The sequence below is a fragment of the Oxynema aestuarii AP17 genome (assembly GCF_012295525.1).
Classification (GTDB): Bacteria; Cyanobacteriota; Cyanobacteriia; order Cyanobacteriales; family Laspinemataceae; genus Oxynema; species Oxynema aestuarii.
Map to the genome: position 1 here is coordinate 2,240,951 of NZ_CP051167.1, position 24,619 is coordinate 2,265,569.

The following is a 24,619-nucleotide window of genomic DNA, read 5'->3' on the forward strand; positions in this document are numbered from 1 at the left end:
AATGCCGTGTCCCTACAGGTGAGGCGATGCAAGTGAGGCGATCGCCACCCATGCGAGCAAAGCTACGTCTCGAAGCTTACTTACGGTCGAATCGGTTTCAATTCTTATTTTTTATTGTTTTTATTGTTTTTATTGTATTTTTTTTATTGTTTTTCAATGACTTTGTATTGTTTTAATTCTGTTTTATAGAATATTTTATATTACACGATCGCCCGCGATGAGGCGTGAGATCTATAGAATAAACTGCTCTCGTTCTCGAACCTGTTGGCTCGGCAAAAAGCGGCGATAAATTCGAGGGCAAACCCTCGAACCGATCGCCCCTGCATTCAAGCGCGATCGCGTATAATTCACTGAGCTAGAAAGCGATGCCCGCTTGTCGAAGGTAGAGCGAGGCATCGGATTCTGTCAGGAGCATCGCCAGTACCGAACCCAGAACGGGCTGACAACATTGGTGAGTTCGGCTATCGACCGAGAGCGAAAAGGATTTGCATGGGCATACAGCAATATTTTGTGTTGATTTGGCAGCAATTGACCTCATTAAGGCGATATTCCGATCGCCTGGGCAAGCATTGGATCGGTTGCGCGATCGCGGCCTTGATTTTCGCAACCGTGATGGTCATTCCCTTACCCGACTTTACACCAGAAGCGCGGCGATCGCTCGCCGTGTTCGGGGTCGCCGTCTTCATGTGGGGAACTAGCACCCTTCCTCTTCCCGTCACCGCCCTCCTGATTCTCCTCCTGCTACCCTTTAGCGGCGCCATTTCCCACGAAGACACCTACGCCTACTTTGGCAATCGAGCCGTCTTCTTCATCCTCGGCGCCTTCATCCTCTCCAGTCCGATCGTGCGATCGGGACTCAGTACCCGCATCGCCCTAGCCGTCGTCTCGCGATTCGGCAAAAAACAAACCACCTTACTCGGATCCATTCTACTGCTCGCCGCGATCATGTCCTGCGTGATTAGCGCCCACGCCGTCGCCGCGATGCTGTTTCCGATCGTCCTCGAAGTCGTGCGCGCTTCCGGCGCCAAACCCGGCGGACGCTTTGGCTTAGCAGCATTCCTAGCCCTCGCCTGGGGCGTCGTGATCGGCTCCAACACCACCTTACTCGGGGGCGCCCGAGGACCGCTCGCTTTGGGAATCTTATTCAACACCACCGGAGATTCGATTAGCTTTCTCCAGTGGATCGTCTGGACCATTCCCCTCGTGCTGATCTTGCTCGGACTCGCTTATGGCTTGCTCCAACTCATGGCGCAAGGGGAAAAAGTCTCCCTCCCGAAAGCCCGCCGCTTTTTAGAAGCACGCAACAAGCAACTCGGACCGATCTCGCGACGAGAACTGTACACCGCCGGAATCACCCTACTGACGATCGTCCTGTGGGTCGTGGAAGGGGACAACTGGGGACTCGATAGCGTTGCCTTTATCGGCGTTTGCCTCGCCTTCATCGTCGGCGTGGCGCAATGGCGCGAAGTCGAAGAAGATGTCAACTGGGGGATTTTCGTCATGTACGGCAGCGCGATCGCCCTCAGTGCGGCCTTGACCGACACCGGAGCCGCATCCGCCCTCACCCAACTGATATTGGCTTCCGGTATAAATTCTCCTATTCTGGTGTTCGCTACCGTTGTTGTAATCGCTTTGGCAATGACTGAATTTATGAGCAATGCCGCCGCCGTCGCGGTCATTTTGCCCGTTGCCCTGGCCCTGACCCAGAAATACGGCATCGACCCCCGGGCCATGACCCTCGGCGTCGTCATTCCGGCGGGTTTGGGCTTCATGTTACCCGTGAGTACCCCGGCGATCGCGATTGCGGTCAGCAGTGGCTACGTGCGGCCCCTATCCGTGCTGCGGTGGGGGATTTGGCTCGATGCGATCGGCTACGTCCTCTTCTTAGCCACCAGCAAACTCTATTGGCCCCTCGTCGGATTAAAGTGGTAGCATGGCAAGCTTAGTGCTGATTTTGACTAACCCCTACAGCTACGAAACGGCCCTCAATCGAGCTTTAGCAACTGCTCGCGAGGGTCAGATTCAGTTAAAAGTGGTCTTCGCGATCGATCCCAATGCGGTAGACGAACTGATGCGCGATCTCGGCGAAAACGGCTGGCTCGGGATCGGGTCGCGGCGCAGCTTGCAAGCGTCTATGTTAGAAGGCTATCGAGCTTTAGCGGCGGATATTCTACAAGAAGTCGAACAGTTATGTGGCGATCGCGAGATTGTGGTAGAAACCGAAGTCAAAGAAGCGCCTTTGAGTGTTTACCTGCAAAGCCTCGTCCAGCAAGGGAGCGAACGCATTTGGGTGAGTGCGTCGAAAGATTTAAGTCCACTGGTTGAAAAAATTCCCCGACCCGTGGAATGGATTTTGGAAGATTGAAAAGCTAGATCGACACCCTCCCATTGTCCGTTACGAGGCGATCGCCTCTCGTTGACATCGGAGGGGGTGCGTGATTCGGGGGCAAATTTCAGTACAATCTAAAAGCTCTATCGGGATCGAACCCGATCGCTGTCGATTGAAATGAACATTTATTGGAGTTAAATCAAAATGCAACAGCGTGGTGTAACCGTGTGGTTTACAGGTCTGAGTGGTGCAGGGAAAACGACGATCAGCCGGGGAGTCGAAAAAGAACTCAGAGCGCGCGGATACTCGATAGAGATTCTCGACGGCGATATCGTGCGAACCAACCTCACCAAAGGCTTGGGCTTCAGTAAAGAAGACCGCGACGAAAACATCCGCCGGATCGGCTTCGTCTCGCACCTGCTGACCCGCAACGGCGTCATCGTCCTAGTTTCGGCGATTTCTCCCTATCGCGAGATGCGTCGAGAAGTTCGCAAGCGGATCGGCGATTTTGTCGAAGTGTTCGCCAATGCTCCCCTCGCCGTTTGCGAAGAACGCGACGTCAAGGGACTTTATAAAAAAGCTCGGGCGGGTGAAATCAAGCAGTTTACCGGAATTGACGACCCTTACGAAACTCCCGAAGATCCGGAAGTGAACTGCCATACCGATAAGGAAAGTATCGACGAGAGCGTTAAAAAAGTGCTCGACTATCTCGCCAGCAAAGGATATATCGAAATGAATTGATACTTCTGCGCAAAACCGTTCCAAGCTGGTTGTGCTTTTTGTAGTCCTACCATTTTTCTAAAACCTCGATGGAGATGGATCGAGGGGAGAGACACGGCAGTGTCCCTATCCTCGATCCATCTCATTATTTTTGAAAAAATTATTTTTGAAAAAAACTATCAGGAGGCGATCGCTTTGGGTCAGCGATCTCAACCCCGGGTCAAAAATCGTTAAAATCGAGCTATGCACGATCGCCGCCGCCGCGATCGTGATGTCCTGCATCCCACTGCCATTCTGAAATTCCCATGAATAAAGTTGTTGTCGGTCTCTCCGGTGGAGTTGACAGCTCCGTTGCAGCAGCCCTGTTATACCATCAAGGCTACGAAGTCCTCGGTCTGACCCTATGGTTGATGAAAGGGAAAGGTCAGTGCTGCTCGGAAGGAATGGTCGATGCAGCCTTTATTTGCGAACAGCTCGGCATTTCCCATCACGTCGTTGACAGCCGCGATCTGTTCCAAAAACATATCGTCGATTATCTCGTTTCCGGATATAGCAATGGGGTGACCCCCTTACCCTGTTCTCAATGCAACAAAGCGGTCAAATTTGGGCCGATGCTCGCCTACGCGCGCACCGAACTCGGAGCGGATAAAATTGCGACGGGACATTACGCCCGGATCGAATACGACGCGGCGAGCGATCGCTACCAACTGCTGCGCGCCGTAGATCGTAATAAAGATCAATCTTACTTTCTCTACGACCTGCCCCAAGACCTGCTCGCGGGCAGCCTGTTCCCCTTGGGGGCGATCGAGAAAAGTCAAACCCGCGAAATTGCTGCCCAATACGGCTTGAAAACCGCTAAAAAACCGGAAAGTCAGGATCTGTGTCTCGTCGAATCCCACGGTTCGATGCAGCAATTCCTGGAAAAATACATCCTCCAACAAAAAGGCGAGATCGTCGATCTCGATGGCAACGTCCTCGGAGAGCACGACGGCGTACACCGCTATACCATCGGTCAGCGTAAAGGACTCGGCATCGCCGCCCCGGAACCGCTCTACGTCGTCGCTTTAGACCCCGGACGCAATCAAGTGATCGTCGGCAATCGCGCCTCGGCGACCCAACCGAAGTGTAACGTCAGTCGCGTCAATTGGGTTTCGATCGCCGAACCGAGCGCCCCCATCCGCACCGAGGTTCAAATCCGCTATCGAACCCGACCCGTGCCCGCCACGATTATCCCCCTGGGGGACAACCGGGTGCAACTGGTCTTTGAAGCGCCGCAATTCGGCGTCACGCCGGGACAAGCGGCGGTCTGGTACGACGGCGATCGTGTCCTCGGCGGCGGCGTCATCGAACCGTTCGAGCAACAATCGTAAGCCGCGATTGGCTACAGTCATCAAACGCCTTATTGACCTCCCAAGTCGGATCCCTTGGGGGGGATGGCGATCGCCCCTACCTCGGTTGGGTGTCTCGGTAAGCCCCTCGGCGCAGTAGGATAGTTGAGGCAAGCCAAAACAGACTCAAGCCAACGCAGTTCATCCACAAGAGGAATCGTTTTGACTCAGCAACGCGACTTAATCCCCCCTCATGGCGGTCACCTGATCGACCGTCTCGTTAATGCGGCCCAAAAGCAAGAATTTCTGGGGCAAGCCGAAACCCTGCCGCGCCTTCAAATGGACGAGCGCACCTTCTCCGATCTGGTCATGATCGCGATCGGCGGTTTCAGCCCCCTGGTCGGCTTCATGGAGCAGAAAGACTACGAATCCGTCGTCACCGACATGCGTTTAGCCAACGGACTCCCCTGGTCGGTCCCGATTACCCTGTCCGTGAGCGAAGAAGTCGCCGAACCCTTAAAAGAGGGTTCCTGGGTGCGTTTGGACGACCCCTTCGGTCGCTTTGTCGGCGTCCTCGAACTGACGCAGAAATATCGTTACAACAAAGCCCTCGAAGCGGTCAACGTCTATCGGACCGAAGACGAGAAGCATCCGGGGGTTAAAGTCATTTACGACCAAGGCCCGATCAACTTAGCCGGACCCGTTTGGTTGCTCGAACGCGATCCCCATCCCCTGTTTCCCAAGTATCAAATCGACCCGGCGAAAAGTCGGGAGATGTTCCGGGATAAGGGATGGAAAACCGTGGTCGGCTTCCAAACCCGCAACCCGATTCACCGGGCTCACGAATATATTCAGAAATGCGCCCTCGAAACCGTGGACGGCTTGTTTTTGCATCCCTTAGTGGGGGCGACCAAAGCCGACGACATCCCGGCGGACGTGCGGATGCGCTGCTACGAGATTCTTTTGGAGAAATACTATCCGCGCGATCGCGTGATCTTGGCGATCAACCCGGCGGCGATGCGTTACGCCGGACCGAGAGAGGCGATTTTCCACGCCCTGGTCCGGAAAAATTACGGTTGCACCCATTTTATTGTCGGTCGGGATCATGCGGGAGTCGGCGATTATTACGGAACTTACGACGCCCAACATATTTTTGACGAGTTCGATCCCGACGAGTTGGGGATCGCGCCGATGAAGTTCGAGCACGCTTTTTACTGCAAGGTCACGAAAGGCATGGCGACGACGAAAACGAGTCCGAGTCAGCCGGAAGAGCGCATTCACCTTTCGGGAACGAAGGTGCGCGAATTGCTGCGCCAGGGTGAGTTACCGCCCCCGGAATTTTCGCGCCCGGAAGTGGCGGCGGAATTGGCCCGGGCGATGCGGGTGAGTGTGGAATCGTATTAAAGCGATTGGAGGTGGGCAGAACCTTTGAAGGAGAAGGGATTGGAGGGTTTTGATACCTGTCCGATCCCGGCGGCCCACGGGAAGCGATGCTCCGATCGCGTAGCGACTCCAAAGGAGTGAGGCGCCACTTCGCGATCGCGGCGGCGGCTTTGCACTCGGAGGTTGAAGAGTTGGCGGTTTTGCGAGTATCGTAGGCTCAAGACCAGGGATGGCGGTTGTCGTTTCGCCGCGATCGCCGTGCCTCGGATCGCTCCCGGGAAAACGGGAGTGAGTTTGCACGCTCAAAGCAAAAGAACCTCCGAGCGCGATCGCGACCGAGGGGCGATCGCGGCGCAAGTTTCCCACTCATCGGGATACATCGTACAAACATTCAGGGGCAAGGATCCTTCAACAACTCAACCTTCAGCAACTCAACCTTCAGCAACTAAATTGTTATTTTTATTTATTATTGCAATCAATTTTGACCCGGGAACGACAGGCGAGCATCCTGTACTCTTCTAGCAGTCGAAGCGACAGTCGTAGACAAACGGACGATACTGGATGGCTCGCGGATCCTTGTCCGAGACCGAGAAAACAAGGGGTTGAGTGGGTTGGCCAGGTCAGACCGCCACCGACGGGTAACGGAGGCCAACTGCAACGATCGCCGATCGCCGTTCGACAAACTTCGGCACGGTCGTGGGAAGTCGAAACCGCCACGATCTCTCCGGTTGCAGCTCGTTCGTTGCCGTCACAGAATAAGAGTTAAGGGTAGAAGGATAAACATAGGGAATGGCACTCAAGCGACGGGAATTTTTACAACGGGCCAGTTCGGTGTTAGCGGCACTGGGTCTGGGCGAAACAACATGGCTGACGGCAGGCGATCGCTACTACCGAGCTCTGGCTCAAAACGCCCCGCGAAAACTGGCGTTATTAGTCGGGATCGACCAATATCCGAATGGGACGCCCCTCTCGGGATGTGCGACGGACGTGCAACTGCAAAAACAACTCCTCGTCCATCGTTTCGGCTTCGATCCGGAAAACACGATCGCCCTGATCGACGCACAAGCTACCCGAGAGCAGATCGAAAAAACATTTATCTCTCACCTGATCGAACGCGCCGAACCCGGCGATTTAGTCGTCTTTCACTTTAGCGGTTACGGTCGGCGCATCGATGCCGAAGACTCCCCGGAAGGGGTACAAAATACCCTGGTTCCCTTCGATGGCGGCTTACCGTCCGACGAAGACGATCCGGCGAACGACATCCTCGGCGAAACCCTCAACCTGTTACTCGGTTCCCTGAAAACCAAACAGGCGATCGCCGTTCTCGATACCTCCTTCGTCTATCCCGGTCATCCCTTACAAGGAAACTTGCGGGTGCGATCGCGCCCGAGTCCCCCCGGGGTCAGACCGAGTACGGCAGAACTCGCCTTTCAAAAACAACTGCGCGGGTCCAACCCCTTCGGTAACGTCCCCTCTCCGTTTCAAGGGGTCGTCCTCGCCGCTTCCCAGAGCGATCGCGTCGCCACGGAAACCCACTGGAACGACTTTAGTGCGGGTCTGTTCACCTACGCCTTGACCCAACAGTTATGGTCGGCGACCGCCGAAACCTCCTTACAATCGAGTTTTGAAGGGGCGAAGCGGGTCGTCCGCTACCTGAGCGGTCAATCCCTGCAAAAACCCACGGTTTTAAAACGTCTCAGCCCCAACCCCGTCAATCCGCCCACCAAAATTGACGGCGACCCCCTCCCCGCCGCCGTCCGCCAGGGACGACCTGCGGAAGGGGTGGTCACCTCCGTCGAAGATGGCGGTCAGACGGCCCAACTGTGGCTCGGCGGCCTCCCGGTGTCCGTCCTCGACAACTACCAACCCAACTCCCTATTTATCCCCTTACCCCTCGATCCGTCCGATCCCCCGGGACAGCCGATTTCGATGAGATCGCGCGACGGACTCACCGCCAAGGCCCAAGTCCTCGGCACCGGAAAACCCAACGCCCAACCGCCACGACCCACCCGCTTACGCAAAGGACAACTCATCCAAGAAGCGGTTCGCGTGATTCCGCGCAATATCAGCTTGACGATCGCCCTCGATGCCGGATTGGAGCGGATCGAGCGCGTCGATGCTACTAGCGCCTTTGCCGGGATTTCCCGGGTTTCTCAGGCGATCGCCGGGGAACACAATGCCGACTATCTCTTCGGTCGCGCTCAAGATGCCTGGGTCGCCAACTTACCGAGTACCGCTTTACCCTCGATCCCCCCCGGCAGTTACGCCCTTTTTTCCCTCGGTAAAGACCTGCTCGCCCACACCGTCGGCGAACGCGGCGAAGCGATCAAATCCGCCGCCCAACGTTTGGTTCCCGAACTGCAAACCTTACTCGCCGCCAAGTTTCTGCGCCTGAGCGCCAATCAAACTTCTTCTCAGTTGGGCGTCCGCGTCACCTTGGAAACCGTGGCGCCGGAAGAACGGGCGTTAATCCAATTGCATACCCCTCGGGCTGGATCGCCCCCGAAAAAGGGCAGCTTGCCCCTGTTGAATGCCAACGGCAGCAAAAGCGCGATCGCCCAACCCCCGGACGGTCTGACCACGATCGCCCTCGGCAGTCGCATCCGCTACCGCGTCGAGAATTACGGCGATCGCCCGATCTACTGCATCGTTTTCGCCCTCGACAATAGCGGCAGCCCGATCGCCCTCTATCCTTCCCTTAAACCCACCACCGGACAACCGGGGCAAACCCAACCGACCTTGCAGCAAAATGCGATCGCCCCCGGTCAAACCGCCACGGTTCCGGGCGCCGATGCCTCCTCCGCCTGGGCGATCCACGGGTCGGCTGGGATTAGCGAAACCCAGGTGATTTGCAGCGCCAGCCCCTTTCAACAAACCTTTGCCAGTCTCTCCGGATCTATCCGCCCCCGAGGGGACGTACAACCGATGATTACCCTTCAAAATCCCTTGAGTTTCGCTCAAGCGGTCCTGCACGACTTGAACGATGCGAGTAGTCAACGTCTCGAAGCGTTGGAAATCGGCAGCGATCGTTGGGCCCTCGATACCAGCGTGTGGGCGACGTTGAGCTTTATCTATCGCGTCACCTGAAGCGTCCCCCTCCCAGATCGACGTAGAGGCGATCGCCGTGGTTTATCCCGGGCGCGAACGCTCGATCTGCGCCCGTTCGATCGCCTCGAATAAGGCTTGAAAATTCCCTTCCCCAAAGCCGAGTGCCCCTCGGTAGCGCTCGATCGCCTCGAAAAAAAAGGTCGGACGGTCGAAAATTGGCTGGGTAAAGGTTTGCAATAACAAGGCATCCGATGCCTCATCCTGCCAATCGACCAAGATCCCTTGCGCGGCGATCGCCCCCCAGGTCTCCTCGGACAGCTCGACCGGACACCGTCTTGCCAAACCCGCGTAGTAGGTCGCCGGAACGTCGATAAACGAGACTCCCCGACGGCGCCAACGGGCGATCGTCTCGACGAGGCGATCGGTTCTCAAGGCGATATGTTGAATCCCCGAACCGCCATTGCACTCTAAAAACTCTTGAATTTGCGAATTGTCCGAGGTCGGTTCGTTAATCGGTAATTCGATCTGACCTCCGGGATGAACCAATACCTGAGAATATAACCCCGATCGCCCCGTTCGGATCGTAAAACTCTGTTGTCGCTCGAACCCAAAACTCTTCTGATAATAATCGCAAGCCGCCTCCAACTCCCCCGATTTCACGTTCAACACCACATGATCGATCCCTAATAGGTTTAACGGGTCTTCTCCGTCCCCATCCTCGACGCGATTCTCCTGACTCCTTTGGACTGGCTTCGCGAACGCAGACGCGACCCGATCTCGATCGACGTTCAACTCCCCCAGTTGCGGAAATCTCCCCTCAGTCCGTCCCCGACGTTCGACCAGAGTATGAGACAACGACCCCCAACCCGCAACCCTCGCCCATTTGAGCCCCCCGCGATCGTCCCGAGATTGGCGCGCAGGTTCGAGGACTTGCGCCCCCGCCGCGATCGCGCGATCGATCGCCCCTTCGAGATCGTCCACCCGAAACGCCAGATCCATCACTCCGGGAGGATGCGATCGGGCAAAGTCAAACCACGGACTCTCGGGGGTTAGCGGCGAAGACAGCAACAGATTCACCGGACCGCTACTCACCCACCCGGTCTGGGTATGACGGGAACGCCACCATCCGCGATCTTGAAAATTCATCGCTTTGACAAACCAATCGCGCGATCGCGGTGCATCTTTGATGTAGAAATGGACGTGATCGATGTGCATGGGGGAAGTCAGCCGTTAGGAGTCAAGACGCAAGAGGCAACACCCGTTCCGTTGACGATCTTATTGCTGTGAAAGTCGTTTTACTTCACTAGAAACGAGCAGATCGTGAGCTTCGGCTAAATATTGAGGGATTTTCTCGCGGTGGGGACTGCGAGATAAACAGGGATTGAAATCGAGGCGATCGATATTTTCTGCTTTCTCTCCAGGGAACCAATGGCTGGCATTTCCTAATAAGTTATAGCGCATTTTGCCATATTCGATCATGTCGTAGGCGATCGCCAAATTTCTCAGCCATAAAATCGTATGAATGCTGATATTTCCGGGGGTTTCTTCCGGAGTGGGAAGACCGACGTGCCAGGTTTTAAACCAATCTTCACCTAATACTGAAATCGCCGCATTTTCCAGTCTTTCAATAATCGGGGGTAAAATTTCCGAGGTGCGATCGAGCAGATCTAATGTCTTCAAATGTTCGTCAAAATCCGTCGGACGAGACGCGCCGATACTCAAGGTATGGACTTGAGGATGACTCAAACAGAATAAGTCATTAAAGACCATCGGACTGAGAGGTTTACACAATTCTACTAATTTTGGAGACGGTTCGTAGAGTAAACCTCCTTTGTTCGACGGGCTGATAATAAAAACCCCCATATCTCGTTCGATCGCAGCTTCAATGGCAGGCCAATTAAACTGATTGATATAATACCAATGCAGGTTAACGTAATCGAAGCGATCGCTGTTAATTGCTTTGATAATAATATCTGTTGGCGCGTGGGTGGAAAAGCCAATAAAACCAACTTTTCCTTGTTGTTGTAGTTGTTGGGCAACATCCAAACAGCCGCCGGGTTTTAAGCTATAGTCTAAAAGTTCGTCGGTGTTAATGCCATGCAACCCCAATAAATCTACATAATCTAATTGCAAATTTTTCAAAGATTGCTCGAAAGTTTTGCGAAAGTCTTGTGAATCTTCCATCGGCGAGACTTTCGTTTGGACGATGAGGCGATCGCGATCGAATTTGGGCAAGATTTGACCGAGTTGTATTTCTGAAGTGCCGTATCCTCGTGCAGTTTCGATATGATTGATACCGAGGGCGATCGCCCGTTCGATCGTCGCTTCGAGGTTGCGTTGATTCTCTTCAGGAATGTCTGAAAGAGGAACATCTTGCCACTGGTATTGATAGCGCATCCCGCCACAAGAAAACACGGGAATTTGCAATTCAGTGCGTCCAAAACGTCGATATTTCATCATGGCGGGTCGAGGGTTTCGATTTTAGATCGCTACAGATCGGTACAGATCAGTATAGTATTATTTTTGTGATTTAGGCGAACATCTGTCGATTTAGCAACGTAGAAACTTACAAATTTGTAGAAATGGCTTGCACCGGACAAGTCGGGATGCACTGTTCGCAAACAATACAGCGCGATCGCGTAAAATTGAGCTGGTAGGTTTCGCGATCGAGGGTGAGAGCTTCGGTCGGACAAATTCCCGTACACAATCCACAATCTACACAGCTTTCTTCGTCGATTAAAATTTCTCTGCTGGCGAAAGAAACAACAATATCGTTAGCTTTCATCCAATCGATCGCTGCATCTAATTGATCGATATCTCCAGCCAATTCTACCACTAATTTACCAATCTGATTCGGCGCTACATGAGCGCGAATAATATTGGCAGCAACATTAAAATCTTTCGCCAATCGATAAGTAATTGGCATTTGTATCGATCGTTTTGGAAATGTTAAGGTAACTCGTTTTTTCATATTAGGTTTCGGGGTTTAGCTTTGAGCTTTAGCCAGATAAGAAATACGCCCTTGGGAAGACAACGGACTGATTTGAGATCCTCTCCGTGACGAGGGTGGACTTAAGTGGGTGAACCCCCGCGACTCGGGTCACTTTCGGTCGAGGATGAGGTCAATACGGGGAACGATCGCGGCAATTTCGCTACACTAGAAGCATCATGTAACAACTCGTAACAAAAGCACTCATGACTGTCAATTCACCGGAACCCGCTTCTTCTACCTTAGCAACCCGGCTGAGGAATTTTTCGATTGTTTTAGTCGCCGTCGCCTTAAGTGTGGCGCTGTTCCTGGGGTTGCGAACCCAAGCGACGACGGTTTCCGTCACGGATTTGGCTAAAAATTCAACGCCATTCGAGGTGGCGATGGCGAACGAAAACCCGACATTGATCGAATTTTATGCCAATTGGTGTACGACCTGTATGGCGATGGCGCCGGAAATCAAAAAACTCGAACAAGAATTCGACGATCGCGTTAATTTCGTGATGCTCAATGTCGATAATACAAAATGGTTGCCGGAAATTGCCAAATATCGGGTCGATGGGATTCCGCATTTCGTCTTTTTAAATCCTAATGGAGAAGCAATCGCTAGTGCGATCGGTGAAATTCCGGGAAATGTATTGCACTCAAATTTAGATGCTTTATTGGCAGAAAAACCGCTACCCTTTACGACAACAAAGGGGCAAATGTCTAGGTTTAAAGCACCCACTGCGCCGAGTGATTCAAGTTCTAGCGATCCGCGCAGTCATGGCGCGCAAGTTGTCGATTAAAAGACAAACTTAAGCAAGTTTAGCAGAGTTGAGGCGGGCGATCGACCCGCTTTTTTTATTGAATTCACTAAAAAATATGATATAATTATGCTGTTTTTTTGGTTATATTCTGGCGATTTCCCATGCGATCGGGCAACCAATGGGTGGGTAAATTGGTACTTCTATGCTGAGGACAGATTGAGTTGTTCGAGAGAGCAATAAAGAAGGATAAAATCGCTACTTTTTAATCAGCTATAGAGCTTCAATAGGAACCCTATATGAACGACGAGCAACTTTTTAAATCTAAAGAATATTTCTTCGATCGCTGGGCGCCGAGTTACGATAATCTACTGCCTTCCGTATTTTATCAAGCCATTCACCAACGCTTGCTCGAATATGTCGAGTTAGCCGATCGCGCCGCGATTTTAGATCTCGGTTGCGGAACGGGACGCCTGATCGATCGCCTGTTATTAAAATTTCCAACCATTCAGGCGACCGGATTGGACTTATCCGCAGAAATGTTGCGACAGGCCAGGCAAAACAAGCGCGATCGCGCCCGAGTGATTTACATCAGTGGCAATGCGGAAAATCTGCCTTTTGCGATCGGGCAGTTCGACGCTGTTTTTAATACAATTAGTTTTCTGCACTATCCCGATCCCGAACGAGTATTATCCGAAATTCAACGAGTTTTAAAACCGGGAGGAACATATTATTTAGCTGATTTTGCCTCGTGGTGGTGGGATCGGCGCGAAGCGATCGGTCGAGGGGGCAGTGCAATGCACTTTTACCCGCCAGCATTACGAGAAGAACTGGGTAAAAAAGTCGGTCTCGATTGTCTCGGTCACGTGCGCTTACTCGGTCCGGTCATGTTAACTCGATTTAGCAAAAAAGCCGGGATTTGAGTCCGGGCGATCGCCTCGGACTTCCCGAGTTAACTCACGAGTAGCCACTTCCAAGCGCCCGTGATAGGATTGGCGCAAGGGGGAATACCCCCGATCGCAGAAAATTGCGCCTAATTTCTAAAATAGCCTTAAAAAATCGATACAATCGCCAAACCTCAATGGCGATCGAGAAATTGAGATAAAGTAGGGGAGAATTTGGCGATTCCTCCTAAATTGAGTACAAAACTTTAGTACGCCTCGATCTTGAGTGGGGCGATCGCGATCGAACAGGAAACTACCCTCATCCAACCAACGGCCATGCGTCAACTTCTATTTAAGGCGTCAATCGGGATCTTCGTTCTCTTGTTAAGTGCGTGTGGAAACGAACCACAAGAAGAAACCACCACGAGTTCCCCCTCGCCGACACCCACATCGAGTCCGACTTCCACACCCACCGGAACGGCCAGTCCGAGTCCCGGCGCCAGTCCGGGTGCCACGGAAACCCCCGAAGCGGGAGCAGAAGGGGACAAAGCCCAACCCTTCACTCAACCGCCCACGGTTACAGAACAGTCGGATCCCACGGCGATCTCGAATTTGATTCCACCCATGTCTCAGGAAGAACGGGTGCAGAAGGTCGAACAAGAGAAAAAACGAGAACGAACCGCCGCCAACCCCTTTGGCGTGGTGCAGGTACCTCCAGAACCGAGAGAGGTGGAAGAAGCGCCAACCTTACCAGAAGGGGAAGCCCAGGCGGTACCAAATTTGCCAGATTTACCGCGCGTGGAACCTCCGGTCGGTAGGACAGCGCCGGGAACGGCTACACAAGTGGCGAATCTGCCCAAACTACCCCAAGGCGAAGGGCGTCAGGTTCCCGAACTCAAGCAACTTCCCGAGGCGATCGGCGCCCCGGTTCCTTCCGGTTCGCAGCAAGTCGCTTTCGGTCCTAATGGCGAAAGAATTGCCGGGATTCCTCCCCAGGAGGGGCGCGGCGTTCCCGATTTGCCGGAATTACCTTCGAGTATCGGTCCAGGGGGACCGTCGGGAGGGACGGGGGAACCTCAAATCGCAATGATTCCCCCTCAAGCGGCGCGAGGGGTTCCCGATTTACCGGAGTTGCCGGAAGCAATCGGTCCGGAGATTCCCCCTGCACCTGTCGCGGAACAACCCGCAGCCCCGCCGCCGCCGGATACGGCGATCGCCCAAGGAGTAGAGGTCAGTGGCGTGGTTCGGGTCGGTCAAGAGACCCAAATTATCGTCCAAGCGCCTGGGGAACCGACCACCCGTTATGTTAGAGTCGGCCAGCGTATTGGCGGCAATGGAGAAGTTTTGGTCAAGCGGATCGAACGTCTGGAAGGGATCGAGCCGATCGTGATTTTGGAACAAAACGGCGTTGAAATTAGTAAGGCGGTTGGGGAACAGAATGTGGCGAGTGCGAATGAAAGTGCGATGAAGCTCTCGCCGAACGCGACGGCGATGCGCCCGTAAGACCGTTGGTTGGGATCGGGAATCTGCGGCGGTGGGATTTCCGATTCCGTGTTCATCTACAGGGAAGAGGTGGTTCGTTACCGGGCGGCGATCGCCCCATCACCGAGTTAACTCGGTGACGGGAGGCAGCAACTCAATCGAAATGCGGACCTAAAATAGGATTGAGGAACTACGCGCAAGGATGCTAAGGGGACGATTGCAATGATATTAACAGTACCGAAAAATCTGGGATTATTTTTATTCGCTCTCGCGATCGGGCCAGTGGTTGCAATTTACACCAGTGTGTTACCGGGACGGGCGCAAGATGGCAGCGATGTTAGACCCCCAATTTGTGAAGGGGGGCGCACTTCCGGTCAGGTGAAGTGCAACTACCAAGGGGGAGATAATTATATCGGCCAGTTTGCGAACGGCTTACCCAATGGTCGCGGGGTTTACGTGTATGCCAACGGCGATCGCTATGAAGGGGTATTTCGTAACGGTCGCCCGAACGGTCAAGGGGTGTTTATTTTTGCTGACGATACCCGTTATGAAGGGGTCTTTGAAAATGGAGTCATTAGTCAGGGGAAAGTCATTTATCCTAATGGCGATCGCTACGAAGGAGAATTCGAGATTGTTAGGAACATAGAAACGGACGTGATTAGTTCGCAACCGTCCGGTCGCGGTCAATTTGTGTTTGCTAACGGCGATCGCTATGTGGGCGAATTTTTTGCAGGTGGTCCCCTCGGAAATGGGGTCTTTTCCCGTCCCGACGGAACGCGCTGCCAAGGGGAATTTTTCAATCAAAATCTCGATGGCGAAGGAACCTGCACGTTTCCCAACGGCGTTCGCTACGAAGGGGAGTTACGCGGGGGGATCCCTCACGGGAACGGAACCTTGATCGATCCGAGTGGCAGGCGCTTTCCGGGAGTCTTCCGCGAGGGACAGCCTTTCAGTCCCGGTGAAAATTGACGGCGCGATCGCCCACGGTTCGCTCTCAAGACTGGTCGCGGTGTCTCCCTCCAGGGGAGTCGATCTTGAGGCTCGCGTTTCTAGAGTCTGCTCGTTCAATTCTCTACTCGCTCAATTCATCGAGGTTTCGCACCTATGACTTACGGACGTTCTGCTTCGCCAGACCCTACGTTTCCCTTCGAGTTCGTTCCCCAACGCACTCAAGATGCGGAGTTGTTACACGAGTTAGAGTTCGTCCCGGGATTGAAAGAACTGTTGCTAGTTCGACAAGTTCACGCCCTCGAACACGCTACGGTTTGGGTTCTCGGTGAACAAGCCGCCCGAGACGATCGCCGCCGTGGCAGATTGGGTCAGCTTCGAGACAACCAAGAACTCGGGGGAATGTCGAGCGATCGCGGTTTTTACCTTTACGGTCACGTCAACACCCAACAACTGCGCCGGGCCGCTCAAACTGCCCTGACTCGCCTCACCGAGGGGGAATGGGACCTCGCCGTTCATCCCCGTTGCGGCACGAATTTATCCGTGGGGATGTTATTGACCGCCGGACTGGCATTCGGGATTTCGTGGCTGGCGCCCAAAGGACCCCTCGAACAACTGTTCGGTTTGGGAGTCGCGGCGACGGCGGCGGCTCAACTGACCCCAGATTTAGGCCAACTCGCCCAACGCTACATCACGACGGCGATTCCGTTTAATTTGGCGATCGAGGAGGTGTCCCCCGTCGAGGATTTATGGGGACGTCCGAGCCATTTCGTGGGGGTTCGTTGGATCGAGTGAGCCTGAGAATCGCGCGATCGAAAAAAGAGGTCTGGTTCGTACCGACCTCTTTTTAGGGGATTTGTGAAAGCGAACCGCCCTTCGCCCGGGATAACTCTATGAATTCACAAGTTATTTAGATAAAACATTGGGTGCGGGAGTTGTCGCCTTGGCTTCCGCCACTTTATCGCCGAGAATCGAGAGCGCTCGACTATATTGCGGGTCGCCGCCCAAGGTGCCGATCAAAGTGCGATTTTGGCGAATAGCTTTGCGTTCTTCCTCCGACAGATCGACCTCGATATCGGGGACGATCCCCTCGTGGTTGATATCGCGACCGCTTGGGGTCAAATATTTGGCGATCGTCACCGCCAACCCGGAACCGTCGCCCAAGCCGCGTACCGACTGAACTAACCCTTTACCGAAGGTTTGAGTACCCACGATCGTACCGCGTCCGTTGTCTTGCAAGGCGCCGGAGAGAATTTCGCTAGCACTGGCGGAACCGCCATCGACGAGAACCACCAGGGGTTTGTCGGCGATCGCCCGTCCGTTGGCACTTTCGCGGTCTATTTCGCCCTGACGGTTGACCGTCGAGACGATCGTACCGCGATCGAGCCACATCCGCGCAATTTCAATACTGGCATTGAGCAACCCGCCGGGATTGGAGCGCAAATCGAGGATATAGCCGACCACATTCTGACCTTCTAAATCTTCGATCGCGTCGCGCATTTCCGCCACCGCATTCGCATTGAACTGGGTCAGACGAATGTAACCGACCCCCCCATAGGGACTGTCTTTGTAGCTGTAGCGAACCGGATGAATTTCGATGCGATCGCGGCGGATCGTAAAGTTCATCGTCTCCTCTTCGCGCTCGATCGTCAGCACCACCTCGCTACCGACCGGACCGCGAATCAAATTGACCGCCTGATTGATATCCATCCCCTCCGTACTCTTCCCGTCGATCGCCTTGATCACGTCGCGCGCTTGCACTCCGGCGCGGAAAGCGGGGGTATCTTCAATCGGGGCAATCACCACCAGCTCGTTGGTCTCTTCCTCTTGAGCGAGCTGGATTCCGACCCCCGTCAACTCTCCGGAGGTATCGATTTGCATATTCTCGAACTCTTTAGGATCCATGAAGCGCGTGTAGGGATCCTCAAGTTGTTCGAGCATTTCTCGGATCGCCTCGTAAGCCTCCTCGCGATTGCCGTAGGGTCGGTTTAGGTATTCCTGACGAACCGCGCGCCAATCGACCTGATTGAACGTAGCATCGACGTAGTTGCGATCGATAATCTGCCAAACTTCGTCAACCAGTTCTTTGGGACTTTCTTTAAAAAATGCTTGACTTTGGGACAGATGGAGACCTGCGCCCGTAACTGTAACAGCAGTTAACGCAACTGCTGTTGCACCTAATACCAGCCCGCTTTTTGTCATGACCATTGTTATTCTGAGCCTGGACGGAAAAACTGCAAAAAGACGAACCCTCGTTCAAATCGTCTGTCCCTCCGAATCGAGGGGCGATCGGGCGATCCGAGTTTTCAGTTTGAAAGGGGGACGTAAGTAACGTGCATTTCGGGAATGTTCCGGATCCGAGCACACACAAGATCGAGCTACACCGATAAATATTCCCAGCCGCTAATTTAGCTTGAATACAGAGGAAAAAAGATTTTGAATACTCCTCAATTCAAAACCATAGCCCTAAGATAACATAGGCTTTACGGACTCAGCAGCCGAGACCGATTGCGATCGCCATTCCCTCGGCACGGAGAGGTTGGCAAGGCCAAAACGTCTCAATTTTCTAGGACTTTCCCTTGCCGACCCCATAAACTTCACTCCCTTACGGATCGATCCAACGACCGTCAGCCTTGATTAAGTTAATTAACTCTTCCACACCTTGATTTTCCGGGACTTTTTTAATTTCTTCCCTGCCTCGATATAAAGAAATATATCCCGGTTGCTTGCCGACATAGCCGTAATCCGCATCCGCCATTTCACCCGGACCGTTGACGATACAACCCATCACGGCAATATCGAGACCCGTCAGGTGTTTGGTCGCTTCGCGAACTTCGTGGAGAACCTCTTCGAGATTAAATAAAGTTCGACCGCAAGACGGACAGGCGACGTACTCCACCATCGTTTTGCGCAAACCTAACGCCTGGAGGATGCTGTAACACACCGGAATTTCCTTTTCCGGGGCTTCGGTCAGCGACACGCGAATCGTATCGCCAATCCCTTCGGCGAGTAAGGTTCCGATCCCCGCCGTGGACTTAATGCGACCGTATTCGCCGTCTCCGGCTTCGGTGACACCCAAATGCAGGGGATAGTCCATTCCCAGTTCGTCCATGCGCTTGACCATCAAACGGTAAGCCGCCAACATCACGGGAACTCGCGATGCTTTCAGAGAAATAACTAAATTGTGAAAGTCGAGGGATTCGCAAATTTTGATAAATTCCAGGGCCGATTCGACCATCCCTTCCGGGGTATCGCCATAGGTAAAGAGCATTCGTTCGGCGAGGGAACCGTGGTTGACCCCAATTCGCATCGCTTTCCCTTGGTCGCGTAACGAAATCACCAACGGTTCGAGGGTTTCGCGAATTTTTTGGCCGATTTCGTCAAATTCCGCTTGGGTGTATTCCGTGCGATTGCCTTGCGGTTTTTCAAACACGTACAGTCCCGGGTTAATGCGGACTTTATCGACATGTTTGGCGACTTCCAAGGCGATTTTCATGCCGTTGTGATGGACGTCGGCGACCAGGGGAACGTCTTGATAAGTGGCGGCGAGTTGTTCTTTGATTTGAGCTAAGGCTTTGGCGTGGGCCATACTCGGAACGGTGACGCGCACGATCTCACAGCCGATTTCGTGCAGGCGACGGATGGCGGCGACGGACCCGGCCACATCGAGGGTATCCTCGTTAATCATCGATTGAACCACGACCGGATAACCGCCGCCGATGGTGACGTTGCCGACGGGAACCGGACGGGTCGAGCGACGGTGGATTGTAGTATCGGTGAGGGCGTCGCTGGGGGGGGTTGGGCTGAGGCTGGGATTGGGAAGTGTCTGCATACGGTAGGTTGGTGATAGGTGCAAAAACGTCGATCGCCGAGAGGATGCGCAAGCTGTTGGGTTGGCTGCTTCGAGTCCGGGCGATCGCGCGATCGAAGTATTGGGCAAACTCCTGTTTTTCAGGGTGCCACAAAGCGGGTTCGTTTTGGTGGTTGGCCCCAGAGAAATTGGGCAGAAGTGGGGGGGAAGCGGTAGAAGTCGAAACGACTCAGTTGCTGGGGGGCGCGTCAGTAACGTCCCGATTCCCGCGACGTCGGAGGGGGGGAACCTCGGATCGAAATGGGCGCGAGTTAGCGTATGCTACCGACTAAAATTCAAGTTAATCGAGGCGAGCGACCGTTCCGACGAATGGGAGGGGTCTGCATCAAAGTCTCTCTTGATTTGCGTGCGGAGGTCATCGTCGCGGCTTGTCAATTTCGGGCTGTTTGCTGTTGCCTTTCACGGGAGCGATCGCTCCTTTGCCATTTACTCGATAAACCCATGATCGGAACTGTTCTTAAAGGGCGCTACAAACTCGTTAAAAACCTCAAACGAGGGGCTTTTGGCCGCATTTATCTCGCCGAAATTTACGAAGCGGCTGGGGAGGAACCCGTCGTCCAACAGCCAGCAGTGAAGCAATTGTGCATCGTCCGCCATTTCCAACCGAATCTCGCCGAACCGTCAATTCTCAAAGAGGCGCGCTGGCGGTTTGAAACGGAAGTGCAACGGTTGGAGGCGCTCGAAAACTGTCCCGACGTGGCTCATATCTGCGATGCTTTCGAGGACGAGGAGCAATTTTATACCGTTGAAGACTATATCGAAGGGCACGATCTCGGGGAAGAAATCGGCGAGGGTCGCCGTTGGAATGACCGACAAGCGATTAATTTGCTCTACGACGTGCTGAAGATTTTAGAGTACGTTCATGGTTATGATATCGTGCATCGTAATATCAAACCGTCCAATTTGATCCGACGGCGCCAAGATGGGGGGATCGCCGCGATCGATTTTGGGAGTTTGAAAGAGATTGAAACGCTGGCGATCGCCGCGCAAGGACAGGTGACGACGGCGGCGATCGGAACGCCGGGTTACATGAGTATCGAACAACTCGGCGGCAAACCGACGGCGAGCAGCGATCTTTACGCTTTGGGAATGACGGCGATTCAAGCCTTAACGGGGATGTCGCCGCGCCAATTGCAAAGACATCCACAAACGGGTCTGTTGATGTGGCGTCCTTTAGTCGAAGTCGATGCTCGTTTGGCGGATATTTTAGATCGGATGGTGCATACGGATTTAAACGAGCGCTACCAACGGGCAAAAGACGTGCTTGAAGATCTCAAAAACTTACATCGGATTGGCGAAGTCGTTGACAATCGCTATCAAATATTAAGGGAATTAGGTGAAGGTCAATTAGACCGCACTTGGTTGGCGAAAGATTTGCAGCGTACTGGGCAAAGTTATTGCATTCTCAAACAACTCAAAATTGACAATCACGAAGCGTTCCCGTTGTGGGAGGCGCGCAATTTATTCGATACGGAAGCCCAAATTCTGCACGGGTTGGGAACCCACGATCGCATCCCCCAATTACTGGCGGATTTTGAGGCGAACGGGCAGTTGTATTTAGTTCGCGAGTATGTCGAAGGCGAATCGCTCCAGGATAAATTGATGGCGGGAGAGCGCTTCGACGAAGGACAAACGATCGCGTTTCTCAAAGATATTTTAGAAACGCTCAAATTCGTTCACGAACAAAATACCATTCACCAAGATCTCAAACCGTCGAGTGCGATCGTGCGCGGATCCGATGGCAAAATTGCCCTGACCGATTTCGGATCGGTCAAACAAATCAGTACCCTGACCATCGAGGGGGGGCAACTCAAGAGTGTGGGGGTGGTGGGAACGCCGGGATATATGCCGAAAGAGCAGCAAGTCGGCAATCCGCGCCCGAATAGCGATATTTACGCGGTCGGGGCGATCGCCATTCACTTGTTGACGGGAATTCACCCGACCCATCTCGGTCGCGATCCGGAAACTGGGGAGTTGAGCTGGCGCCAACACGCGACGGTGACCGAGGGATTGGCCCGCATTCTCGACAAGATGGTGTTGAGTTATTTCCGCGATCGCTACGGGTCGGCGTCGGAGGTGTTGGCGGATTTGGCCCAACTCGATGCGAACCGTTCCGACACGCCAGAAAAGGCGATCGCGCCGTCTCCCACTCCGACCGATCCGCCTCGCGATCGCCAAAGACCCCGGAATCGCTCCTCGGGAACCGGATTGGCTCCCTCGCCGAAATGGATGTGGGGCGTGGCCGTTGCGGCGGCGGTGGCGCTGGTGGCGGCGCTGGTGTCCCTCGTCGTTCAGATGCAGCAGGCGCGATCGCAAATGCAACAAGCGGATGGGTTCGTCGATCGCGCCAACGAATTACTCGCCGCCGAAGAGCCGAACGCGGCGAACGAAGAATGCTACAAAGCCTTGGCGGTGGCGGCGGATTACGCTCGCTCTTGGCAGTGTAGCGGCGATGCGTTCTATACCTTGGGCCGTCACGAGTTGGCGGCGATCGCCTATAAAAAAGCATTGGACCTCGATCCCGATACGGCCCGGTTGTGGGGCGATCGCGCTAAAGTCCTCGCCGAACTGGAACGACCGGCGGAAGCCTTGGTCGCTTACGACCGCGCCTTACAACTGGATCCGACGTTGTTGAGCGCGCGGTCGGGTCGCGGTCGGGCTTTATTAGCGTTGGAACGCTACGAAGAGGCGATCGAACAGTTCCAAACTGTCGCCGAACAAGAACCGAACAATCTGGAGGCGTGGGAACGACAAGCGGAAGCTTTAGATGCCTTAAACCGCCCCGAAGACGCACGACAAGCTTACGAAGGAGCCTTGCAAGCTTACGCCAGCGCGATCGCCCGCGAACCGGACAATCCGGAACTGTGGGCGGCCCAAGGACGCATTTTAGGCCAGCTCGATCGCCTCGACGAAGCCCTCGATTCCGTAGATCGGGCGTTGGAATTGGACCCGAATGCGGCGCCGATCTGGCAGAAAAAAGGCGGCTTGTTAGTGCGCTTGCAGCGATTTTACGACGCTCGGGATGCCTTCGATCGCGCCCTCGAACTCGATCCGAACTCGGCGGCGGCGTGGTACGACCTGGCGTCGTTACTCAGTACGGGGTTGCTGCGCTACGATTCCGGCGTCGCCGCCTACAATCGCGCGATCGAATTACAACCCGACTTCGCCGCCGCTTGGCGCGATCGCGGTATCGCTCAAACCTTGTTAGGACGCTACCAAGCGGCCCTCGATTCGTTCGATCGCGCGTTGGAAATCGACCCGCAAGATTACAAAACCTGGGCCCGTCGCGGCGTCGTCTTTAATGAGTTGCGCCGTTACGACGAGGCGATCGAATCGTTCGATCGCGCCGTGGAACTCGAAACCGACGATGCCTTTGTCTGGGTTTCGCGCGGGATTGCCCTCGAATCCCTCGAACGCTACGAGGAAGCCCTCGACTCTTACGAACGGGCGATCGCTATCGATCCGGATTATCAACTGGCCCTCGACTATCGCCGTTCGGTCCGCGATCTCCTGGGCCGCTATTAACCTCAACCGTCCTCCGCCCTCCCCCTTTCCCCGTGTCTATCCTTTTTCCCGACTCCTGGCCGTTCGATCTCAACTTACTGCCCCCGGATGCCTATTTGGTGGGCGGAGCGGTTCGCGACAGCCTCCTCAAGCGGCGATCGCCCCACTTAGACCTCGATTTCGTCTTGCCGCGTCAGGCGGTCACCACGGCGCGGCAAATTGCCAATCGCTACAAGGCGGGATTCGTCCTCTTGGATGCAGAACGGCGGATCGCCCGGGTGGTCTTCGATCGCGCTACGGTCGATTTCGCCAAACTCGAAGGGACGAACTTGGTGGCAGATTTACAGCGCCGAGATTACACGATTAACGCGATCGCCTACAACCCCCACACCGGAGAATGGCTCGACCCCCTCGGCGGACGAGCCGATCTGGAACGCCGGGTGCTGCGGATGGTCTCGCCGACCAACTTAGCCGACGACCCCCTGCGGTTGTTGCGCGCTTACCGTCAAGCCGCTCAATTGAATTTCGCGATCGAAGCCCAAACTCAAGGGGCGATCGCCCAGTTAGCCCGCCTGTTGCGGCAAGTGGCGCCGGAACGCATTCAAACGGAGTTGGAATACCTGCTCGACTGTCCCTCCGGGGGCGAGTGGATCGCTGCCGCCTGGGAGGTGGGCTTGCTACAGCCCTATTTCCCCGACGCTACGGGCGATCGCCTCCGGATCGCTGCCGAAATCGAACGGGCGGCGGCGGCGATCGGCGATCGCTGGCCCGCGTTAAAACAGGAATTTGCACAAAACCTGCACCCTCGTTTCAAGGTGTCCGGCTACCGGGCGATCGCCAAATTAGCCACCTTGCTCCCTCGGGAGGTCAAAGCGGCGGAAACGCAACTGATGCAGTTGAAGTTCAGCCGCGCCCAAATGCACGCCGCCGTGCGTACTCTCAAAGGTTGGCTGCGCTTGACGACGGAGACGGCAGAGTTATCGGCGCTGGATTTAAACCACTCGTCGCCGCGATCGCTGTATTTTCTGTTTGAGGCGGTCGATAACATGTTTCCGGCCCTGGTGGCGATCGCCGTCGCCGGGGGAATGCCCCTCGATGCCTGGTCCGGGGCGATCGCGCGCTACCTCGACCCGCAAGATATCATCGCCCATCCGACTCCCTTGGTGACCGGAAAACAACTGATGCAAGCCCTCGGACTTCGAGGCGGTCCGCAAATCGGCCAGCTTCTGGCGGACATTCAACTGGCGCGGGTCGAGGGTCGCATTCACACCCCAGAAGACGCCCTCGATTTTGCGGCCCAATGCCGCGATCGCGGTGTCGGCGGATCCTAAATAAATTGTTAATCCTAAGAGGCGAGATCGAGGCGGCGCAAGGCGATCGCCCTTCG

Annotated in this window: 21 protein-coding genes; 13 read left to right on the forward strand and 8 right to left on the reverse strand. The window is 54.5% G+C overall.

Annotation, left to right across the window (positions count from 1 at the left end; genetic code table 11):
- Nucleotides 1-231: 231 nt before the first annotated feature.
- The gene (locus HCG48_RS09115) at nt 232-396 is read right to left on the reverse strand and encodes a hypothetical protein (RefSeq protein ID WP_168568875.1); all 165 of its coding nucleotides are present in this window, start codon (nt 394-396) and stop codon (nt 232-234) included.
- A 93-nt stretch (nt 397-489) separates the two neighbouring features.
- Between HCG48_RS09115 and HCG48_RS09120 the strand changes: the two genes are divergently transcribed.
- The 3 genes from HCG48_RS09120 (at nt 490) to cysC (ending at nt 3,070) form a co-directional block, all read left to right on the forward strand.
- On the forward strand, nt 490-1,932 hold the full coding sequence (locus tag HCG48_RS09120) for an SLC13 family permease (RefSeq protein WP_168568876.1): 1,443 nt from the start codon (nt 490-492) through the stop codon (nt 1,930-1,932).
- 1 nt (nt 1,933) lies between these two features.
- A complete protein-coding gene (locus tag HCG48_RS09125) occupies nt 1,934-2,365 on the forward strand; it encodes a hypothetical protein (RefSeq protein WP_168568877.1) in 432 nt (143 codons plus the stop codon).
- Between the two features lie 168 nt (nt 2,366-2,533).
- Nucleotides 2,534-3,070, forward strand: a complete 537-nt coding sequence (cysC, locus tag HCG48_RS09130) for an adenylyl-sulfate kinase (protein ID WP_168568878.1) — start codon at nt 2,534-2,536, stop codon at nt 3,068-3,070.
- Nucleotides 3,071-3,175: 105 nt separating this feature from the next.
- Here the strand turns inward: cysC and HCG48_RS09135 are convergent, their stop codons facing one another.
- On the reverse strand, nt 3,176-3,331 hold the full coding sequence (locus tag HCG48_RS09135; protein WP_168568879.1) for a hypothetical protein: 156 nt from the start codon (nt 3,329-3,331) through the stop codon (nt 3,176-3,178).
- Nucleotides 3,332-3,354: 23 nt separating this feature from the next.
- Here HCG48_RS09135 and mnmA point away from each other — a divergent pair, with 23 nt between their 5' ends.
- Together mnmA and sat are read left to right on the forward strand one after the other, a co-directional pair.
- Nucleotides 3,355-4,419 carry a tRNA 2-thiouridine(34) synthase MnmA gene (gene mnmA / locus HCG48_RS09140; RefSeq protein WP_168568880.1) on the forward strand — a complete coding sequence of 355 codons (1,065 nt, stop codon included), beginning with the start codon at nt 3,355-3,357 and terminating at the stop codon, nt 4,417-4,419.
- A 180-nt stretch (nt 4,420-4,599) separates the two neighbouring features.
- Nucleotides 4,600-5,781, forward strand: coding sequence for a sulfate adenylyltransferase (gene sat, locus HCG48_RS09145; RefSeq protein WP_168568881.1), 1,182 nt, complete (start codon nt 4,600-4,602; stop codon nt 5,779-5,781).
- Between the two features lie 599 nt (nt 5,782-6,380).
- Here sat and HCG48_RS26450 read toward each other — a convergent pair.
- Complete coding sequence (locus HCG48_RS26450) at nt 6,381-6,512, reverse strand: hypothetical protein (protein WP_281362102.1); 132 nt, start codon at nt 6,510-6,512, stop codon at nt 6,381-6,383.
- Between the two features lie 37 nt (nt 6,513-6,549).
- On the opposite strand from HCG48_RS26450, the gene HCG48_RS09150 reads away from it, so the two are divergent.
- Nucleotides 6,550-8,847 carry a caspase family protein gene (locus HCG48_RS09150; protein WP_168568882.1) on the forward strand — a complete coding sequence of 766 codons (2,298 nt, stop codon included), beginning with the start codon at nt 6,550-6,552 and terminating at the stop codon, nt 8,845-8,847.
- Between the two features lie 42 nt (nt 8,848-8,889).
- On the opposite strand, the gene hppD is transcribed toward HCG48_RS09150, so the two are convergent.
- The 3 genes from hppD to HCG48_RS09165 all read right to left on the reverse strand — a co-directional run bounded on the left by hppD (nt 8,890) and on the right by HCG48_RS09165 (nt 11,779).
- Nucleotides 8,890-10,023 carry a 4-hydroxyphenylpyruvate dioxygenase gene (gene hppD, locus HCG48_RS09155; protein WP_168568883.1) on the reverse strand — a complete coding sequence of 378 codons (1,134 nt, stop codon included), beginning with the start codon at nt 10,021-10,023 and terminating at the stop codon, nt 8,890-8,892.
- Between the two features lie 60 nt (nt 10,024-10,083).
- Nucleotides 10,084-11,268: an aldo/keto reductase gene (locus HCG48_RS09160; protein ID WP_445974477.1), complete on the reverse strand. Its 1,185-nt coding sequence runs from the start codon at nt 11,266-11,268 to the stop codon at nt 10,084-10,086.
- 106 nt (nt 11,269-11,374) lie between these two features.
- Nucleotides 11,375-11,779: an NIL domain-containing protein gene (locus HCG48_RS09165; protein ID WP_168568884.1), complete on the reverse strand. Its 405-nt coding sequence runs from the start codon at nt 11,777-11,779 to the stop codon at nt 11,375-11,377.
- A gap of 224 nt (nt 11,780-12,003) precedes the next feature.
- Here HCG48_RS09165 and HCG48_RS09170 point away from each other — a divergent pair, with 224 nt between their 5' ends.
- The 5 genes from HCG48_RS09170 (at nt 12,004) to HCG48_RS09190 (ending at nt 16,652) form a co-directional block, all read left to right on the forward strand.
- Nucleotides 12,004-12,585 (forward strand): thioredoxin domain-containing protein, encoded by a 582-nt coding sequence (locus HCG48_RS09170; protein WP_168568885.1) that lies wholly within the window; start codon nt 12,004-12,006, stop codon nt 12,583-12,585.
- Nucleotides 12,586-12,842: 257 nt separating this feature from the next.
- A complete protein-coding gene (locus HCG48_RS09175) occupies nt 12,843-13,466 on the forward strand; it encodes a class I SAM-dependent methyltransferase (RefSeq protein ID WP_168568886.1) in 624 nt (207 codons plus the stop codon).
- A gap of 243 nt (nt 13,467-13,709) precedes the next feature.
- A complete protein-coding gene (locus HCG48_RS09180; RefSeq protein WP_168568887.1) occupies nt 13,710-14,930 on the forward strand; it encodes a hypothetical protein in 1,221 nt (406 codons plus the stop codon).
- A 201-nt stretch (nt 14,931-15,131) separates the two neighbouring features.
- On the forward strand, nt 15,132-15,878 hold the full coding sequence (locus HCG48_RS09185; RefSeq protein WP_168568888.1) for an MORN repeat-containing protein: 747 nt from the start codon (nt 15,132-15,134) through the stop codon (nt 15,876-15,878).
- Nucleotides 15,879-16,013: 135 nt separating this feature from the next.
- The gene (locus HCG48_RS09190; RefSeq protein WP_168568889.1) at nt 16,014-16,652 is read left to right on the forward strand and encodes a DUF6391 domain-containing protein; all 639 of its coding nucleotides are present in this window, start codon (nt 16,014-16,016) and stop codon (nt 16,650-16,652) included.
- A gap of 111 nt (nt 16,653-16,763) precedes the next feature.
- On the opposite strand, the gene ctpC is transcribed toward HCG48_RS09190, so the two are convergent.
- Nucleotides 16,764-18,065 (reverse strand): carboxyl-terminal processing protease CtpC, encoded by a 1,302-nt coding sequence (gene ctpC / locus HCG48_RS09195; protein WP_168568890.1) that lies wholly within the window; start codon nt 18,063-18,065, stop codon nt 16,764-16,766.
- 397 nt (nt 18,066-18,462) lie between these two features.
- A complete protein-coding gene (ispG, locus tag HCG48_RS09200; RefSeq protein ID WP_168568891.1) occupies nt 18,463-19,689 on the reverse strand; it encodes a (E)-4-hydroxy-3-methylbut-2-enyl-diphosphate synthase in 1,227 nt (408 codons plus the stop codon).
- Nucleotides 19,690-20,169: 480 nt separating this feature from the next.
- Between ispG and HCG48_RS09205 the strand changes: the two genes are divergently transcribed.
- Nucleotides 20,170-23,253, forward strand: a complete 3,084-nt coding sequence (locus HCG48_RS09205; RefSeq protein WP_168568892.1) for a serine/threonine-protein kinase — start codon at nt 20,170-20,172, stop codon at nt 23,251-23,253.
- A gap of 32 nt (nt 23,254-23,285) precedes the next feature.
- On the forward strand, nt 23,286-24,563 hold the full coding sequence (locus tag HCG48_RS09210) for a tRNA nucleotidyltransferase/poly(A) polymerase-related protein (RefSeq protein WP_168568893.1): 1,278 nt from the start codon (nt 23,286-23,288) through the stop codon (nt 24,561-24,563).
- The last annotated feature ends 56 nt before the right edge of the window (nt 24,564-24,619 follow it).

Bases quoted from the DNA above. Each gene is read 5' to 3' on its own strand.
- HCG48_RS09115 (WP_168568875.1), bottom strand. From the start codon at position 396: ATGCCTCGCTCTACCTTCGACAAGCGGGCATCGCTTTCTAGCTCAGTG.
- HCG48_RS09120 (WP_168568876.1), top strand. From the start codon at position 490: ATGGGCATACAGCAATATTTTGTGTTGATTTGGCAGCAATTGACCTCA.
- HCG48_RS09125 (WP_168568877.1), top strand. From the start codon at position 1,934: ATGGCAAGCTTAGTGCTGATTTTGACTAACCCCTACAGCTACGAAACG.
- cysC (WP_168568878.1), top strand. From the start codon at position 2,534: ATGCAACAGCGTGGTGTAACCGTGTGGTTTACAGGTCTGAGTGGTGCA.
- HCG48_RS09135 (WP_168568879.1), bottom strand. From the start codon at position 3,331: ATGCAGGACATCACGATCGCGGCGGCGGCGATCGTGCATAGCTCGATT.
- mnmA (WP_168568880.1), top strand. From the start codon at position 3,355: ATGAATAAAGTTGTTGTCGGTCTCTCCGGTGGAGTTGACAGCTCCGTT.
- HCG48_RS09150 (WP_168568882.1), top strand. From the start codon at position 6,550: ATGGCACTCAAGCGACGGGAATTTTTACAACGGGCCAGTTCGGTGTTA.
- hppD (WP_168568883.1), bottom strand. From the start codon at position 10,023: ATGCACATCGATCACGTCCATTTCTACATCAAAGATGCACCGCGATCG.
- HCG48_RS09160 (WP_445974477.1), bottom strand. From the start codon at position 11,268: ATGATGAAATATCGACGTTTTGGACGCACTGAATTGCAAATTCCCGTG.
- HCG48_RS09165 (WP_168568884.1), bottom strand. From the start codon at position 11,779: ATGAAAAAACGAGTTACCTTAACATTTCCAAAACGATCGATACAAATG.
- HCG48_RS09170 (WP_168568885.1), top strand. From the start codon at position 12,004: ATGACTGTCAATTCACCGGAACCCGCTTCTTCTACCTTAGCAACCCGG.
- HCG48_RS09175 (WP_168568886.1), top strand. From the start codon at position 12,843: ATGAACGACGAGCAACTTTTTAAATCTAAAGAATATTTCTTCGATCGC.
- HCG48_RS09185 (WP_168568888.1), top strand. From the start codon at position 15,132: ATGATATTAACAGTACCGAAAAATCTGGGATTATTTTTATTCGCTCTC.
- HCG48_RS09190 (WP_168568889.1), top strand. From the start codon at position 16,014: ATGACTTACGGACGTTCTGCTTCGCCAGACCCTACGTTTCCCTTCGAG.
- ctpC (WP_168568890.1), bottom strand. From the start codon at position 18,065: ATGGTCATGACAAAAAGCGGGCTGGTATTAGGTGCAACAGCAGTTGCG.
- ispG (WP_168568891.1), bottom strand. From the start codon at position 19,689: ATGCAGACACTTCCCAATCCCAGCCTCAGCCCAACCCCCCCCAGCGAC.
- HCG48_RS09205 (WP_168568892.1), top strand. From the start codon at position 20,170: ATGATCGGAACTGTTCTTAAAGGGCGCTACAAACTCGTTAAAAACCTC.